Annotated in this window: 15 protein-coding genes and 3 pseudogenes; 10 read left to right on the top strand and 8 right to left on the bottom strand. The window is 55.2% G+C overall.

Annotated elements, in window-relative coordinates:
• Positions 1 to 32: 32 nt before the first annotated feature.
• Positions 33 to 173: pseudogene (locus tag EGT36_RS26930) on the bottom strand (MerR family DNA-binding transcriptional regulator); the annotation flags it as partial.
• 122 nt (positions 174 to 295) lie between these two features.
• Here EGT36_RS26930 and EGT36_RS26925 point away from each other — a divergent pair.
• Positions 296 to 805, top strand: a complete 510-nt coding sequence (locus EGT36_RS26925) for a hypothetical protein (RefSeq protein WP_125271466.1) — start codon at positions 296 to 298, stop codon at positions 803 to 805.
• Between the two features lie 55 nt (positions 806 to 860).
• On the opposite strand, the gene lspA is transcribed toward EGT36_RS26925, so the two are convergent.
• The 3 genes from lspA to EGT36_RS26910 all read right to left on the bottom strand — a co-directional run bounded on the left by lspA (position 861) and on the right by EGT36_RS26910 (position 2,570).
• Positions 861 to 1,391 carry a signal peptidase II gene (gene lspA / locus EGT36_RS26920; protein WP_286084351.1) on the bottom strand — a complete coding sequence of 177 codons (531 nt, stop codon included), beginning with the start codon at positions 1,389 to 1,391 and terminating at the stop codon, positions 861 to 863.
• Between the two features lie 251 nt (positions 1,392 to 1,642).
• Positions 1,643 to 2,248 (bottom strand): transglutaminase-like cysteine peptidase, encoded by a 606-nt coding sequence (locus EGT36_RS26915; RefSeq protein ID WP_112831893.1) that lies wholly within the window; start codon positions 2,246 to 2,248, stop codon positions 1,643 to 1,645.
• A gap of 91 nt (positions 2,249 to 2,339) precedes the next feature.
• Positions 2,340 to 2,570, bottom strand: a complete 231-nt coding sequence (locus tag EGT36_RS26910) for a hypothetical protein (protein ID WP_112828971.1) — start codon at positions 2,568 to 2,570, stop codon at positions 2,340 to 2,342.
• Positions 2,571 to 3,210: 640 nt separating this feature from the next.
• On the opposite strand from EGT36_RS26910, the gene EGT36_RS26905 reads away from it, so the two are divergent.
• The gene (locus tag EGT36_RS26905) at positions 3,211 to 3,744 is read left to right on the top strand and encodes a hypothetical protein (RefSeq protein WP_112828970.1); all 534 of its coding nucleotides are present in this window, start codon (positions 3,211 to 3,213) and stop codon (positions 3,742 to 3,744) included.
• A 212-nt stretch (positions 3,745 to 3,956) separates the two neighbouring features.
• Positions 3,957 to 5,042, top strand: a complete 1,086-nt coding sequence (locus EGT36_RS26900) for a L,D-transpeptidase family protein (RefSeq protein ID WP_286084350.1) — start codon at positions 3,957 to 3,959, stop codon at positions 5,040 to 5,042.
• 194 nt (positions 5,043 to 5,236) lie between these two features.
• Here the strand turns inward: EGT36_RS26900 and EGT36_RS26895 are convergent, their stop codons facing one another.
• A complete protein-coding gene (locus EGT36_RS26895; protein ID WP_125269942.1) occupies positions 5,237 to 6,745 on the bottom strand; it encodes an integrase catalytic domain-containing protein in 1,509 nt (502 codons plus the stop codon).
• Positions 6,746 to 6,990: 245 nt separating this feature from the next.
• Here EGT36_RS26895 and istA point away from each other — a divergent pair, with 245 nt between their 5' ends.
• The 3 genes and pseudogenes from istA to EGT36_RS26880 form a co-directional block, all read left to right on the top strand.
• Positions 6,991 to 8,496 carry an IS21 family transposase gene (gene istA, locus EGT36_RS26890; protein ID WP_125270226.1) on the top strand — a complete coding sequence of 502 codons (1,506 nt, stop codon included), beginning with the start codon at positions 6,991 to 6,993 and terminating at the stop codon, positions 8,494 to 8,496.
• Positions 8,493 to 9,386 carry an IS21-like element ISRel5 family helper ATPase IstB gene (istB, locus tag EGT36_RS26885; protein ID WP_037095010.1) on the top strand — a complete coding sequence of 298 codons (894 nt, stop codon included), beginning with the start codon at positions 8,493 to 8,495 and terminating at the stop codon, positions 9,384 to 9,386. Before istA ends, istB begins: the two co-directional genes overlap by 4 nt.
• Positions 9,387 to 9,573: 187 nt before the next feature.
• A pseudogene (locus EGT36_RS26880) lies at positions 9,574 to 10,221 on the top strand (NAD(P)-binding domain-containing protein); the annotation flags it as partial.
• A 373-nt stretch (positions 10,222 to 10,594) separates the two neighbouring features.
• Here the strand turns inward: EGT36_RS26880 and EGT36_RS26875 are convergent.
• From EGT36_RS26875 to EGT36_RS26865, 3 genes are all read right to left on the bottom strand, one after another.
• Positions 10,595 to 11,518: a cation diffusion facilitator family transporter gene (locus EGT36_RS26875; RefSeq protein ID WP_112828968.1), complete on the bottom strand. Its 924-nt coding sequence runs from the start codon at positions 11,516 to 11,518 to the stop codon at positions 10,595 to 10,597.
• Between the two features lie 133 nt (positions 11,519 to 11,651).
• On the bottom strand, positions 11,652 to 12,026 hold the full coding sequence (locus tag EGT36_RS31180) for a DsbA family protein (protein WP_286084349.1): 375 nt from the start codon (positions 12,024 to 12,026) through the stop codon (positions 11,652 to 11,654).
• 172 nt (positions 12,027 to 12,198) lie between these two features.
• On the bottom strand, positions 12,199 to 12,624 hold the full coding sequence (locus EGT36_RS26865) for a disulfide bond formation protein B (protein ID WP_286084348.1): 426 nt from the start codon (positions 12,622 to 12,624) through the stop codon (positions 12,199 to 12,201).
• A gap of 232 nt (positions 12,625 to 12,856) precedes the next feature.
• Between EGT36_RS26865 and EGT36_RS31175 the strand changes: the two genes are divergently transcribed.
• From EGT36_RS31175 to EGT36_RS26850, 4 genes and pseudogenes are all read left to right on the top strand, one after another.
• Positions 12,857 to 13,219, top strand: coding sequence for an SCO family protein (locus EGT36_RS31175; protein ID WP_286084347.1), 363 nt, complete (start codon positions 12,857 to 12,859; stop codon positions 13,217 to 13,219).
• The gene (locus EGT36_RS31550) at positions 13,140 to 13,469 is read left to right on the top strand and encodes an SCO family protein (protein ID WP_502697450.1); all 330 of its coding nucleotides are present in this window, start codon (positions 13,140 to 13,142) and stop codon (positions 13,467 to 13,469) included. Before EGT36_RS31175 ends, EGT36_RS31550 begins: the two co-directional genes overlap by 80 nt.
• A 31-nt stretch (positions 13,470 to 13,500) precedes the next feature.
• Positions 13,501 to 14,199: pseudogene (locus EGT36_RS26855) on the top strand (L,D-transpeptidase).
• A 430-nt stretch (positions 14,200 to 14,629) separates the two neighbouring features.
• On the top strand, positions 14,630 to 15,037 hold a 408-nt coding region (locus EGT36_RS26850; RefSeq protein ID WP_125271464.1), incomplete at its 3' end, for a DedA family protein.

The following is a 15,037-nucleotide window of genomic DNA, read 5'->3' as shown; positions in this document are numbered from 1 at the left end:
AGGGGTCCCGTTACGACGCCGATTGACAAGGGGCGTTCCCGCTCGGTCTTCGAGTAGCGTCGTTGATTGCCCTCAGAACGCTCTGGCGGCGAAAGCAGCCCCATCTGCTCATAATATCTGATAGTTGGAACCTTGACACCGGTGGTCCTAGACAGATCTCCAATTGTAAGCATGCTCGCTCCCTCTCCAGACGCGGCTAGTGTTGACTGCGGCAAACTAGACCATCACACAAATCTGATCACCGACCGAACCGAAAGATATATAGCAATGGTCCGGCACATGTGAGGATTTACAAATGGCAAATCAAGCAAAACGTTGGTGTGTGGCAGCCACTGCATTTCTTTTCGCCGGTCAAAGCAGCGTCCTGGCTAACGTGACAAATGAACCTCATCAAATCAAATACGACTCCCTGACCATCGAGCATGCAGAATTGGTACTGGCGCCCAACGGGGTCACTGATACTGCATATGTCACCGTCTACAACGGTACGGGCGATGAGATAGCGATTGTCTCTATCGAGGTTGCCGGGTATTCGACCGCTACACTCGAGAGCCCGATGTCTGATTCCAAAGGCTTCGAACGGGTACCGCTATCGGATGCCTACGTCGTGATACCCCGGAATGCGGAACTGGACATGGATCAGGACACAGTTTTCATTTCACTGGTGCGAAGTTCGGGGCCTCCGAAAGCCGCAACGATGACGCTAAAATTTGATAACGGAACCTCGCGTGCTGTCCCGCTTGAGATCCTTGCTCCAGGTTCTGCGGAAACCAATCATCACCATGGAGAACCAGATCGCGAATGAAGGCCGCCAAGAAACTGAGAGTTGAGGCTTTGCCTTCTCTTTGCGCCTCACCCCGTCAGGAATTCGTGGACGCATGCTTGTTTTTGGTCTGAACTACCGACGCCGCCACAAGGACAATGGCACCGCACACGATGAACACATCCGCAATATTGAAAGCAGGCCATGACCACCCGTAAGCGTGGAAATCCAGATAGTCGGTAACCCTCAAGTGCATAAAGCGATCGACCACATTTGCGCTCGCACCCCCAGCCATTGCCGATATGGCCATTCCCTCCAGGACACTGTTGGCGAATATTGCCCAAACGACGAGTCCGACAACGATGCCCCCTTGAAGTGTGGCGAACAACCGGGGTGCTGACGCGATGGTGTCGGAAAATAGCCCGAAGCTGACACCCGTGTTGTAGGTGAGCGTCAGGTTGAAAAAGGGGGCCAACTCAATGGTTCCCGTTGGGGCTGCCAGAAGCTCGGCCATGACGGATTTAACCGACAGATCGATAACGCAGATGGCAATAACCCCAAGGACGATAAAGATAAGCCTGAACAGGCGTTTGTTCGAGAATAGCATTTTCAGTTCCAGGCTGAGCACGCTCTGACTTGCGCGACGATTTTGGCAGATTGGCCGCGAGCGGGTTTCACGCTCACAGGGTTTTTGCCATACGGCCTCTAGCAACTAGAGCTTCAAGCGCAAACTTGGGCGTCAGTTGCTTCATCAAGGAAAGTTTAGTGGCGGGCGGGGCTCATCATCTGAGCTAGGGGGCCAATCATTGCCAAGTTTCACCTCGCCACGTATCCCGACTGACTGCAGCAAGGTCGGCCGGTCCAAATTGGTTCGTCAGATTAGCGAATACCGCTGACCGCCGTTGTGTCTCGACCGTCCTTGATCTTCACCCATTTGCCAGGATTGCGAGAATCCTGACGCTTGAGATAGGTATATTCTGTTTCAGACCAATTTCTGATTTCAGCACGCAAGTTGTCGAGAATGAAGTCGCCCATCTGTGACCGCACCGTCAACACAGCATGCCCGGATCCGTCCGGCTGGAGTACGACAGTGATCAGCAGGTTGGAGGCCGAGATCCCGCGTCTCATCAGAAGCTTGCGTTTTAGAAGAACAAAGTCCTCGCAGTCGGCTGCGGTGGTCGGATAGTTCCAGAATTCCTCGACACCATAGATTTCGATGTCCTCGATGGCAGGGATTGTATTAACGACCTGATTGACCTCAACGAGGCTATTCCAGAGTTCCTCTGTGAGCTTCAGGCGTGCGCGGTCTGCAGCGATCGGCTGGCACTCTTTCTTGTATCTTTTGCAAAATTCAAAGTGGCCTATCGGTTGTGACGTCGCTCCGGCGACAGGCATAGAATGCAACGTTGCCCCCTTTGGTTTCCAGGCAGCGCCTGTCGAAATGATCGTTATGGCGAGAATTGCGAGCAAAAATCTGGAGGTCATAAGTCGTCCCTGTGTCTTGGGACGAGTTATGCGGATCGAACACGATCATCACGCAAAGAAATTCAGTGCAATTTTATCGGCCTGTGTCGAATTAAGGCACTTTTTTATGAGATCGCCAGCTTGTGAACGACAGATAGGCCTCTATGCCGATCCAGCCCCCAAGGCCGATGGATGAGACGATGCCCGCGATGGCCTCGAAGGAGTCATGTCCTATGCCCCAGCAAACGACGGCAAAAACAACCTTGACGAACACAAATCCCACCAGCGAAAACGCAGCGATCATGCCAAGTTTTTTTGCGATACGTGCGACTGAACCGATCATTTCTCGACTCTAGAGGCTATGGTCACATACGGGGAAATCAATTCTTATTGTCTGCGTCCTCCATCGTGCGGCGGTGCGTGTGCACCAGCTTCAGGCAATCTCAGACAGGTTGAGTGTGACGTGTGATGATGTCGCGGCTCGGAAAATCGATTCGGATTTTGTGTGTGGCACTGCTGTTGGCAGTCGCCATTGCGGGTCCGCATGGATCAGTCGCACGGAATGTCATTTCCGGGGCGACGATATCCAGAACCGTCCATCAAGGGACTGTGTCTGCTGGTGCCCACGCGAAATGCCAGCATCTGGTCGAGCATTCTCACGAGCTTCTGGCTTGCCTGCAGGAAAGCGCTGCAATTTCGGAACGAATGTTCTCTGCCTACAGAGTTTCACCAAATCGGTTCCGTGTCTTTGCAGGCATTGATCCCCTTGATCCTCCTCCCCGAGCCTGATCTTACCGTTAAAACCGCCCGGAGATCGTCAACAAGTGTCTGCTGTGTTGGACTATGTCCAACACGCGGCTTGAAAGCGGCTCTCATCGACTAAAGGATCGAGCACTGTCCAATCACGCCTGAATGCGATGACAGGACATCGATCCGTGGAGGACCCCGGCGTAGCTCCGGTTGATCCTCATGGAGATCAGTAAATGTGGAAGATTGCATTCTCCGGAGCGTGGTGTGTCTTGGTGTGCCTGGTTGCTGTCTACGCTGGTTTCCAGTGGGCCCCGGCGCCCAAACAGGTTGAGGCGCAGTCTCCCGGGCTCACCGAACATGAGGTGGTCAAATCGGCGATGGTGACCGTCCCGATTATTCGGGAGAAAAAGGTGGACGGATACGTCGTTGCAGAAGTGACGTTGACCGCAAATGACGAGGCACTGCGTGCTAGTCCCAGCCCGGAGGCAGAACTGACGGACGAATTGATCGCGGCACTGGTGTCCGGACCGGTTCTCACAGATCCCGAATTCACGGTCGATGCCCTGAGGTTAGATCTAGTGGAGCGGATGAACAAGCGGATTGGTCTGCAAGCATACTATAAAACTCTGATGACCAAGCTCGATTACCTGACTGCAGCAGATCTGGAGCGGATGCGCAGCTCCGGAGCAACCCCAATGAAGGTAACCCCCCTGGTTGATAAATCTCTGCTCGATGTTGTGCCTGATCCCGTGCCCAAAGATGAGTAGATGATTAGGTGGGAGGAGCATCCAGCATTTCCTGGGGCTGCCCTTGTAGCTCTAGTTACTTGAGGTTCTATATTTGGACCGGTGGCTAAGGACTTGTTCGATGCGGCGTCGTGCGGTCGTGCCCCCTTCCTGTATTGCCGGCTGCCGTGGTGCGCTCGGCACCTTCTTGATGATGTCGGCACGGTTTCATTGAAAGCGCGAAGAGTGACGAAATGGATTGGTTTCAGAATTTGAACGAGCGAGCACTCCTGATCGCGCGGAATGCCTGCATCGGAGCCTTTGTAGCTGTCTTGCTATCCGGTTGTGTTTCAGACATGGGTCTGGACGACCTGTCCAGCAGCGCACCCGAACTGTCGAGCAAGATGCTGGCAGAAATGTCAAAGAAGGGGATGGCAGCGGAAAGCCCCGTCCTGATCAGGATCTTTAAGCAGGAAAGCGAGCTCGAGGTCTGGAAAATCGACCGAAGCGGACGCTACGCACTGCTAAAGACATATCCGATGTGCAGGTGGTCAGGGAAGCTAGGCCCCAAGGTCAAGGAAGGTGATCGCCAAGCGCCCGAGGGATTTTACCATGTCTCCAAAGGCATGCTGAACCCTAAATCGCAGTACTATGTATCTTTTAACCTCGGCTATCCAAACAGGCTGGAGTCGGCACTCGGCTATACCGGCGAGGCGCTGATGGTCCACGGTGCTTGCTCCTCTTCCGGTTGCTTTGCGCTGACAGACCAGGGCGTCGGTGAGATATATGCAATCGTCGCCAAGGCACTTTCATCGGGACAGGAGCGGTTCCAGGTCCAGGCCTATCCTTTCCGGATGACGACGGAAAATATGGCGCTGCACAAAGACAATCAAAACCTGTCGTTCTGGCGGACTCTGAAAGAGGGATACGACTTTTTCGAACTGACCCGTCAGCAACCAAAGGTCTCGGTGTGTGGCCGCCGCTACATGTTCAACAAAGAGTTCGTGGGCGGAGAGCCCCGCTACCCACTGGAGGCTTGCCCCGCAAGCGCCGCTTCTCCTGATCCCGCACTGATGGCCCGCATGGCCGAAGAAAACCAAAGGCTTGAGGCTGCGCTTCAACAGGCCGGCGGCACCACGGTGTCGTCCTATGTGGATGGCGGGATGCATTCAAGTTTCCGCGCACTCCTTAAAGAAGAGGGTCCAGACCGACTTGCGGCTCGCATCTCGGGCACAAAATATCCGGTTAGCAGACCAGAGGCGGCGCTGGCTGACCCCTTCCAGAAGAAGAAGGCCAGGTCCGGCGACTGGGTGAGCACCCCAAGTGTGGCAGGAGAATGAATTATGGCCCAGCCCGATGATCGGATTAAGAAGATACGACGCAATAACTGGATTGTGTTGGCGGTGCTCACGATTTTCGTTATCGCGGTGTTTCTCTTGAGCTTCTCTGCATAGCGGCAATCAAGGTGAGATTCGTATTGCCTCATCGAAGAATGCTCCCGAACGGATAGCATATTGCCTCACCAGAATGCTCCCTATGCCCTGCTGAGCTCTGGTTGTTGTTCATCTTCGCCAGGCTCGTTTCCGAATATCATTCTATGCGCGCGATCGCGACGCCAACCTTTCACCCGTCGTTGCACCGTACGGATTAGTCCATTAGGATACTCGCCGGGATAGATGCTTTGAAGTCGCTCTAGTAGCTCGCGGCCGGTTCTCCATGGCTCTGCTTCAAACCAACTGTAAAGATCATTCGTGACGTTAACCAGCGGGTCAGGCCGCCGTCGCTCGCGTTTTAGTTTTGGCTTTGCTTTCGCGGTCGGACGAACTTCGCCCTCCGTCCACGCGATACGCAGGCTTCGTAAAAAGCTCTCGATATCAGGAACTTCGCTTAAGGGTGTTCCCTGATGCACAATGTCGGCAAGCCGCTGTTGTCCTGCACGAATGTTTCGGAGAAGCGTTACAGGATCGAGTTGTTCGCTCATGCGCACCAAGCGGTCGCGTACCTCCAGTCCCGTCCTTGCATCCGACAAAATCCGTTGATGTGGCGTCGCGGGAGAAGAGTAGAGCTTCTTGACCATCGCTCCGTTTCGCTGCTTTTCGAGCAACTTAAACGACGGCTGAAAGAAGTTCACGAACAAGCGCACCGAACGATAAAGCTCTGCAAGTGTTGCCGCAGCTTCAACTCCCTCATACCGATGATAGCCAACAATGCGGCGGACGACCGATCCGTTTTTCTGCTCCACATAAGCCTGATCATTTTTACGATATGGCCTACAGCGAGTGAATTCTATATCTGAATCAATACAGTAGTCCCTGATTGTCTCGTTGATGAATACGCTATCATTGTCCGTATCAAAGCCAAGCAACGGGAAGGGCATTACGCGGCGAAGCTCGGTCAAAACTTCCGTCAAAAGCTTCTGTTCGCGAACAAGCAGAGGGGCGCATTCGGTCCAACCGGTCGCAATATCTGTAAGGACAAGAGTTTGAATAAAGCTGCCGCGTGCGTTGGGACCGGAGTGCGACACCAGATCGGCCTCGATGAAGCCAGGTGGGGGATCACCCCAGTCGGAGAATTTTCGAATTGGGATACTCCGCTTCAATGCTGATGAAGCAACGGAACGTCGGCGTCGACGGCCGCCTGCTGTTTCTCGCACGCTTTTCAATGCACGGTCGATGGTAGCCGCACTCATCTGTAGCAGAAGTGTGCGGACCTGATCGTCTAACCTCAAATGGCTATGTTGTTCCATCGATGAGATCAAAATTGGCAGCAAGGGCTTCAATCGCTTGCCACAGATGCGGTCGGAGGCTTCCCACAAAACAATAAGAGCCTGTCGGGTCGCCTCGTCATAAATCTGCGCCCGCGTTCGCGATTGCGGTTGCTTATCCGCCCCCCGCAATAAACGCATCGCGTGTTTGCGATGCATCCCACTAATCGAAACGAACTGATCGAGGATCCGCGATTTTTCCTCCCGCTTTCCGGCCGCATAGCGCTTTGCCAGAGCAGCAACCAATTCCTTCTTCGTCGTCACGCTGATCAGCCTCATCTGATTTGCTCCGCACCCACAAATGCTGGGAGCAAATCAGATGAGGCAACGGCCAACAATCAGGGAACATTTCTAGTGAGGCAATGCGGATTCAGCGTCAATCAGGATGAGACTTGCGCCGGGGTGTGACGAAGTGAGGGCGTAGCCCGATCGTAGTCATACCCCGGCGTGGCGCAGATTTTCGGCGTCTCAAGATCGCGGTCGGTCCGGTACATTTGCGGTTTTCTGGATTGGAGAACCAGTTTGTGCCGGGTCGCCATTTAACCGATCATCAGATGAGACTCTTTATGAAGTACCGACAAACGCATTCCGTAGAGATCGCCGCGGCAAAAGCGTCGATCAGCCGAGCCACGGCATACCGCCTCGACAAGAAGGTACACCTACCATCTCAGAGCAAAGCGCCGCGTGGACGTCGCCGCCCTGATCCCCTCGAGCCGATTTTCGAGACTGAAGTCGTCCCGCTGCTGAAGGCCGCCCCTGGCATCCGTGCCGTCGCCGTCTACAACGAGATGCTGCGCCGACATCCAGAACTATCTGAAGGTATCCGCCGTACGCTTGAACGACGCATCCGGTCGTGGCGTGCTGTCAATGGCGAAGCGCAGGAGGTCATCTTCCGCCAGACGCACGAGCCAGGCCGACTGGGCCTTTCGGATTTTACCGACGCCAGCGGCCTTGGTGTAACGATCGCCGGCCAGCCGCTTGATCATCTGTTCTATCACTTTCGGCTCGTCTGGTCGGGCTTCGAACACGCCCATGTCATTCTCGGCGGGGAAAGCTTCGTCGCGCTGGCCGAAGGACTTCAAAATGCCCTGTGGTCCGTGGGTGGTACGCCGCTTTATCATCGCAGCGACAGCCTGTCGGCGGCATTCCGCAACCTCGATGCCGACGCCAGGGTCGATCTCACACACCGTTACGATCAGCTTTGCTCCCATTATCGGATGACCCCGACGCGCAACAACAAAGGTGTCGCGCATGAGAACGGCTCGATCGAAAGCTCGCATGGTCATCTCAAAAACGCTGTTCACGATGCCCTGCTGATGCGGGGCACCAAGGAATTCGACGATCTCGGTTCTTACCGCGCTTTTGTCGACGAGATCGTCAGCCGTCGCAACGCTGCCCATGGCAGGCGTATCGATGCAGAGCGGTCCCATCTGCAGTCGCTGCCTGAGCGCCGGACCACGGACTTCGAGGAGATTGTTGTCACTGTGTCCCGGACGGGCGGCTTCACCCTGCGCAAGGTCTTCTACACCGTGCCGTCCCGCCTGATCGGCCACAGGTTACGAGTTCGCCTGTTCGACGATCGGCTGGATGTCTTCGTTGGCGGTACGCATCTGATGACGTTGCGCCGGGGACGTGGCCACGCTGACGGGCGACACGACCAGGTCGTCAACTACCACCACGTCATCCATTCCCTGCGTAAAAAGCCGATGGCGCTCCGTGGCCTCGTTTATCGCGACAAGCTCTTCCCGCGAGAAGAATATCGCAAGGCCTTCGAGGCCCTGACCGAACATCTTCCCGATAAGCAGGCTTGCAAGATCACCGTTGAGCTTCTGGCACTGGCGCATGACCGCGGCTGCGAACGCGAACTTGCCGAAGAATTGGCCAGGACACTCGATGCTGGTGAGTTACCCAACCTGGCTGCCATGCGAGCGCTCTTCGGTCCGGACCCGGCCAAGCTGCCGACCGTTCATGTGCAACTCGCATCGCTTAACGGTTATGAGGCCCTGATCGGGACGGGAGAAGCCGCATGAAGAACGCACACGCCATCGATGAAGCACGGCTCGGTATCATGCTCAACGAACTTCGGTTGCCGACAATTAAAACGCTTTGGCCGCAATTTGCCGAGCAGGCGGACCGGGAAGGATGGCCAGCAGCTCGATTCCTGTCGGCTATTGCCGAGCACGAGCTGGCAGAACGTGCAAATCGCAGGATTGAACGGCATCTCGCCGAAGCGCACCTGCCGCCTGGAAAGACCTTGGACAGCTTCGCCTTTGACGCTGTACCTATGATCTCGAAGGCCCAGGTCATGGCAATTACCGCCGGCGACAGTTGGCTCGCCAAGGGAGCGAACATCCTCATGTTCGGTCCGCCCGGCGGAGGAAAGAGCCATCTTGCTGCTGCCATCGGTCTCGCGCTGATTGAGAACGGATGGCGGGTCCTGTTCACCCGAACCACCGATCTTGTGCAGAAGCTTCAGGTTGCCCGTCGAGAACTCCAGCTTGAATCAGCCATCGACAAACTCAACAAATACGACCTGCTCATCCTCGATGACCTCGCCTACGTCACCAAGGACCAGGCGGAAACAAGTGTGCTCTTCGAACTGATCTCGGCCCGATACGAGCACAGGTCGATCCTGATCACCGCCAATCAGCCGTTCGGAGAGTGGAACAGGGTCTTTCCCGATCCTGCCATGACACTCGCCGCAGTCGACCGGCTCGTGCACCATGCCACGATCTTCGAGATGAATGTCGAAAGCTATCGCCGCAGAGCAGCACTTGAGGAAAAGCGCCAGCGAGGCCGACCCGCTTCGTTTGCGACAATCAGGACCTCAACGCTGTCTGTCGCGGAGCGGCAATCAGAAAATGACGAAGAACTTGTCAGCGACAATCAGCATGATAATCTGACCCCGACCGCGACCTAAGAATCTCATCCAGATTGTCGCCCGCGTCTCATCCTAATCGCCGCGCTATACTTCTCGCATATTGGTCGAGAGGCAAGGCCTGAGCCCAATGAAACCGTAACCTCCCCAGCCGTCGATGGGTAACGACGATCTTACTTAAGAGGAATACAATGCGGACCAACATCCTGATTATAGGGCGGGGCAAGCCGGGCTCGCTGCGGCATATGCCTTGAAGAGGCAGGGCCTGAGCTTCTCGATTGTTGATGCCGGCACAAAAATCGGAGACAGCTGGCGCAACAGATATGACAGCCTCACACTTTTTACACCTCGCAGCATCAGCGCGCTCTCGGATATGCCCCTGGTTGGTGATGCAAATGGCTATGCTGGAAAGGATGAGTTTGCTGACTATCTGCGGCGGTATGCTTCCTTCCATAAAATTCCGGTCATCAGTTCGAAGAAGGTCGTCCGACTTGAGAAGGCAGGCAGTCTCTTTGTGGCGTCAACGCAAGACGGCGATCGTCTCACAAGTCATATTGTCATCGTTGCCACGGGGGCATTTTCGACACCGCGTATTCCTGGATTGTCGAAATTGCTCCCGGCCCACATTCAGCAGATGCACGTAACTGAGTTCCGCAATCCGGGCTCGGTGGCGAAAGGCCCTGTTCTTGTTGTCGGAGATGGCGCGAGTGGAAGGGACGTGGCAATCGCGATGGCTGGGTTTCAACAGGTGCTGCTTGCACGCGGGCGAAAGCGCAGACTTTTACCGGAGAAGATCCTCGGACGCAGTTTGTGGGTATGGCTGGGGCAGCTCGGCCTTCTCCGTGCATCGGCGCAGGGATCATCGGGCGAAGGATGAGGCGTGAAGATCCATTCCCTGTTCGTGGCAATGACGATGCTTCACTTAGGCGGTTGGGGGTAATCCTGAAGCCGAGACTGGCTGCGATCCATGATCGTAGGGCAAGTTTCGCCGACGGATCGAGCGAGAACATCAGATCCATTGTTTGGGCCACAGGCTATGCCGATGAGCTCCCTTGGATTGAAGTCGAAGGTGCAGTTGATGCTCGGGCTGCCCCAATTCACTCCAACGGGGTTTCGCCTGTTGCCGGTCTCTACTATGTCGGACGTCCATGGCAGCGGAACCGTGCCTCTGGTTTGATCTTGGGTGTGGCTGACGACGCGGCTTTCATCGTTGAGCATATCCGTCAACGGTGCCTGCAAAGTAGGTAGGCTCAGGTCGCTACAACATTATGACCGATGACCTGTACGCCGTCTTCGCAACCGTCCGCTGGCGTTTCGATCTCCAGAGTGCTGTGGTCGATACCGTGCCTGTCCCGCAGGATTTTTCGCACTGCGCCTTTCACTTCAGCAGCACTGCGCAGAGATAACTCCGTCACAACGAGATGCGCTTGCAATGCCTTGTGATCTTCATCGATCCGCCACACATGGACATGGTGGACCTCCTGGACGCCTTCGACGGAACGCATGTCCGAAACAAGTTCGTTCACATTTACGTCCTCAGGCGCCGCCATCATCAGGATCCTGATCGATCCTCCGATCTCAGTGAAGGCCTGCCAGAGTATGTAGGCTGCGATCATGAGGGTGATCGCAGGGTCAATCCATGTCCAGCCGTATAGCAGCACAAGTGTGCCGGCAATTATCACACCCACCGATCCAAGCGCGTCCGACACATTGTGCAAGAAAGCGGCGCGGATATTCATGCTGGTTTTTGAAAGGGTGTAGGTGAGCATGGCTGTGATCAAATCGATGACGAGCGCGATGCCTGCGACGATCACGACCGTCCACCCTTCGATCGGCACCGGTGCGATGAACCGCGTGACCGCTTCATACACGAGATAGAGCCCAATGACGATCAAAGTCGTGTAGTTGATCAGCGATGCGACGATTTCGGCTCGAACATAGCCGAACGTCATTCTTTCGTCAGAAGGGCGGCGCGCGATCCGACGTGCACCATACGCAATCACAAGTGATGCAGCGTCACTGAAGTTGTGGAGCGCATCCGCGATCAGGGAAAGACTGCCGGAGAAGATGCCGCCGGCAATCTGCGCAAAAGTAAGGAGCACGTTTACGAGAATTGCTCCCCCTATACGCTTGTCTCCTGCATCCGCTCCATAATCGTGGTGATGTCCACTCATGAATTCCGGTCCGGTCTCCGAGGTCAGGAACCTGCCTTGCTGGCATCGATTTCAGCCTTCACCAGGGTGAATAGACCTTGCGGACTGAACTCTGTGAGAGGCTTTTCGTTCACGAAAAATGTCGGGGTCTGTTTCACATTGTTGGCCTGAACATCGGCCATATCCTGGGCAAGAATATTATCGATCGCTGGGAGGCCGCATCCTTCTTTCCCTGCTCGACATCAAGTCCGGCCATCGCCGCAATCTGCCATGCCTTTTCTAGATCTGGTTTGCCATGATCGGCCCAGACAGGCTGCTGTTCAAGTATCGCTTCCAGGACCGGTTCAAACAGGTTTTGTTTGCGCGCGGCCTCCAATATGCGCACGGCATCTTCGGAACCTTCGTGGAATACGGTGTATCGCAGGACAAGTCGCACGTCATTTCCGGTCTGCGTCATCATTTGCTTCACGAGCGGATAAAAGGCCCGGCATGCCTCACATGACGGATCAAAAAACTCGACAATTGTCACAGGCGCCGAAACCGGCCCATGACCGGCGAGTGCATTCTGACAAGGGTATTGTTCCCCGGCATTGTAGAGGGCGCTGGCTCAGCGTCTGGCGTAAGCCCATCATAGAGGGCCGCGCCTCCTGCGAAAACGGCAATCGCGGCCGAAGCCGAAGCGATAACGAAAGTGCGTCTGTTCATGTTGGTGTTCTCCGGCGCACGATTAGAAGTAGGACGATGATGACAGTAAACGGCCAAGCGACAGCAGCGGAATGGGCAGGGTTCCGAAGAGGAGCATACCAGCGCCCGAGCAGGATGGCCCTGGCCGCAAGGCTTGATGGCCGTGGGATGATGTTGAAATACAGAAGGTTGTGAAATGCCGCGATCGACCATCCCGCCGCTGCCAGCGGAACGGCATAGATCCAGGCGCGGGCATCAGAGCGGAAAGCGGCGACTGCGAGCAGCACTGCCAGTGGAAACATGAAGGCTCGTTGGTGCCAACAGAGATCGCATGGTGCTTGCCCCATGACCTCACCGATAAACAGTGCGCCCAGCGTCGAACCCATGGCAATTATCCACGCGCTGAAGATCGCAAGCCATGCGCCGTCGTTAGTTTTCACCACTCTCTGCCATTCCTGTCGCTCATTGATGCTAATCAGTATGAAACCTCTAGTAGCTTGAGGGTCAAGGGCGCTTTCTGTCCGACTGAAATTTCCGTTTCTGTCTGATGTGGATGACAGCGAAACGACTGAGGAGAATTTCGATTTTCTTCGCCACTTGCCTTGAACCTCAAGCTACTAGAGGATTAGGAGTACTCCAAGGGGTTCTTCAGGGTGAATTTCGGCAGGGAATTAGATGAAAGCTCTCAGAGCGTTTCGACTTGTGGCGTGGTGTGTGGTTGCGATCTTCACATTGCTACTGATTATAGGTTATTTGCTGCAGTCGGGTGGCGGCAAACGTGGTGAGCCAGACACGTCCTCTACCCCTGCGATCGGTCGCCCATTTGAGTTGGTTTCGCACCGGGGCCAAGTGATCGACAACGCTGTCCTCAAGGGAAAGCCGTATTTGGCGTTTTTTGGCTTTACGCACTGCCCAGACATCTGCCCCACAACGTTGTTCGAGTTGAGTGACCTGATGAATGAACTCGGGCCGGCTGCGAGCGGTTTCAACGTTGTATTCATCAGCGTTGACCCGAGAGAGATACTCAGCAGTTGCTGAACGAGTACATGACATCCTTCGACCGTCGAATCCTTGCCCTTCGGGAACGCCGGAGCAAACAGCGACGGCTGTTAAAGCTTTCTCCGCCTATGCACGCAAGGTTCCGACCGAAGATGGAAGCTACACAATGGACCATACGGCTGGCGTATACATGATGGACGCCAATGGGAGCTTCAAAGGAACGCTCGACATGCATGAATCCCGCGAGGTTCGCATGAAGAAAATCCGCAATCTGATGACCGGCTCTTAAGCCAGAACTTCAACCTTCGAGAGGAAATACATTGCAGTCTGGGAAATTGACACGACGAGGCTTCGTTATCGGCGGTGCTGGGGCAGCGGCGGCTGTATTGACTGGCTGCTCGAGAACGACCGTGGAGACGACACAGTCTGAAATCGTGCCACCGCCATCCGGTTCTGGAAATCACCTATGGACCAATACTGAACGAACAGTTCCCGCTGCCTGCTATACCCTACCAGAAGATCGCCAAGCGCTATTACCGGCAGATGGTGAGTGATCCGACTGGACAGCGGCCAGGCACATTGGTCGTGGATACGGCCAATTACTTTCTCTACCTGACTTACGAGGCGGACAGGCGATGCGATACGGCGTCGGTCTCGGCCGGCAGGGGTTCGAATGGTCGGGCAAGGGGGTCATCCAGTACAAACGTCAGTGGCCGCGCTGGACGCCACCTGACGAGATGGTCGCTCGACAGCCAGAACTTGCGCCCTATAGCATTGCCAATGGTGGTATGCCACCTGGCCTCGAGAATCCTTTGGGCGCGCGTGCGCTTTACATTTTTCAGAATGGCGAAGACACGCTATACCGCATCCATGGATCGCCAGAATGGTGGACGATTGGCAAGTCGGTATCCTCGGGGTGTGTCCGTATGATCAATCAGGACGTTGTCGACTTGTATGGTCGAGTGCCCGGCAAAACCCCCATCGTCGTTACCAGCCTGCCTCCCTTCTCTGAGGCTTAGACGGAGAAAACCGTGAAGCCCCTCAACAGTTCAGCGGCCTGAAGTCGGGTCAGGCATGCAAGGCCTGTGCCATGTAGGGCCGACTCCGGTTATCCGCATTCTCCTGGCGCTGTCAGGTAGAGGCTGTTGGAAAACACCGGCAGCCTCAGTTCGTGCGCGGGCTCTGCCAAACTGAACCAGATGCCCGATGGTCGTGCACTCACCAGGCAGGCCATGCGAAGGAAAACATCCGATAGATCGTGTAGATCGTACACAAAAGAGTTTCTGTTTGTGCCTGCGATTTGACTTGGTGAAGCGATATGGACGGCTTGTCTGATCTACTACAAGAATACGGTACATGGATCTACATCCTGCTTTTTGCATATTGCATGCTGAAAAGCGGTAGTCTTCCATTGTTCGCGGCTATGCGGCTCAAACACAAGCTTTGGACTTGTCCCTTGTTTTAGCCGTAACCTTTGCCGGCGGCTATCTCGGGGACGAAGCACGGTTCTTTATCGCCAGACGATACGGGGATGCGTGGTTAACGAGGTGGCCTTTTGCTGAAAAGGCCTATGCGGGCGCGAAAATCCTAGTTGCAAAGTACGGTTGGGCCTACATCTTTCTTTACAGATATCCCAAGGGTATGCGGACCATCGGCGCGCTTCCGGTTGGTCTCGGATCAATGTCATGGGCAAAGTTTACAGTTCTGAATGCAGGATCAGCAATAGTTTGGACCGTCTGCCTGGTTATGGCGGGCTTCGTTTTCGGCGCACAGATCGACGAGGCGGTGGAAACCGGCTGGGGCTTTGCAAGTGTTGTCTTACTTGCTGCAATGCTCCTCCTGTCGGTCTTCGCATGG

This window comes from Agrobacterium sp. FDAARGOS_525, assembly GCF_003938925.1.
In the GTDB taxonomy this organism is placed as follows: domain Bacteria; phylum Pseudomonadota; class Alphaproteobacteria; order Rhizobiales; family Rhizobiaceae; genus Agrobacterium; species Agrobacterium pusense.
Note: the sequence above shows the minus strand (reverse complement) of the source record. Positions and strands in the feature narration are given on the sequence as shown.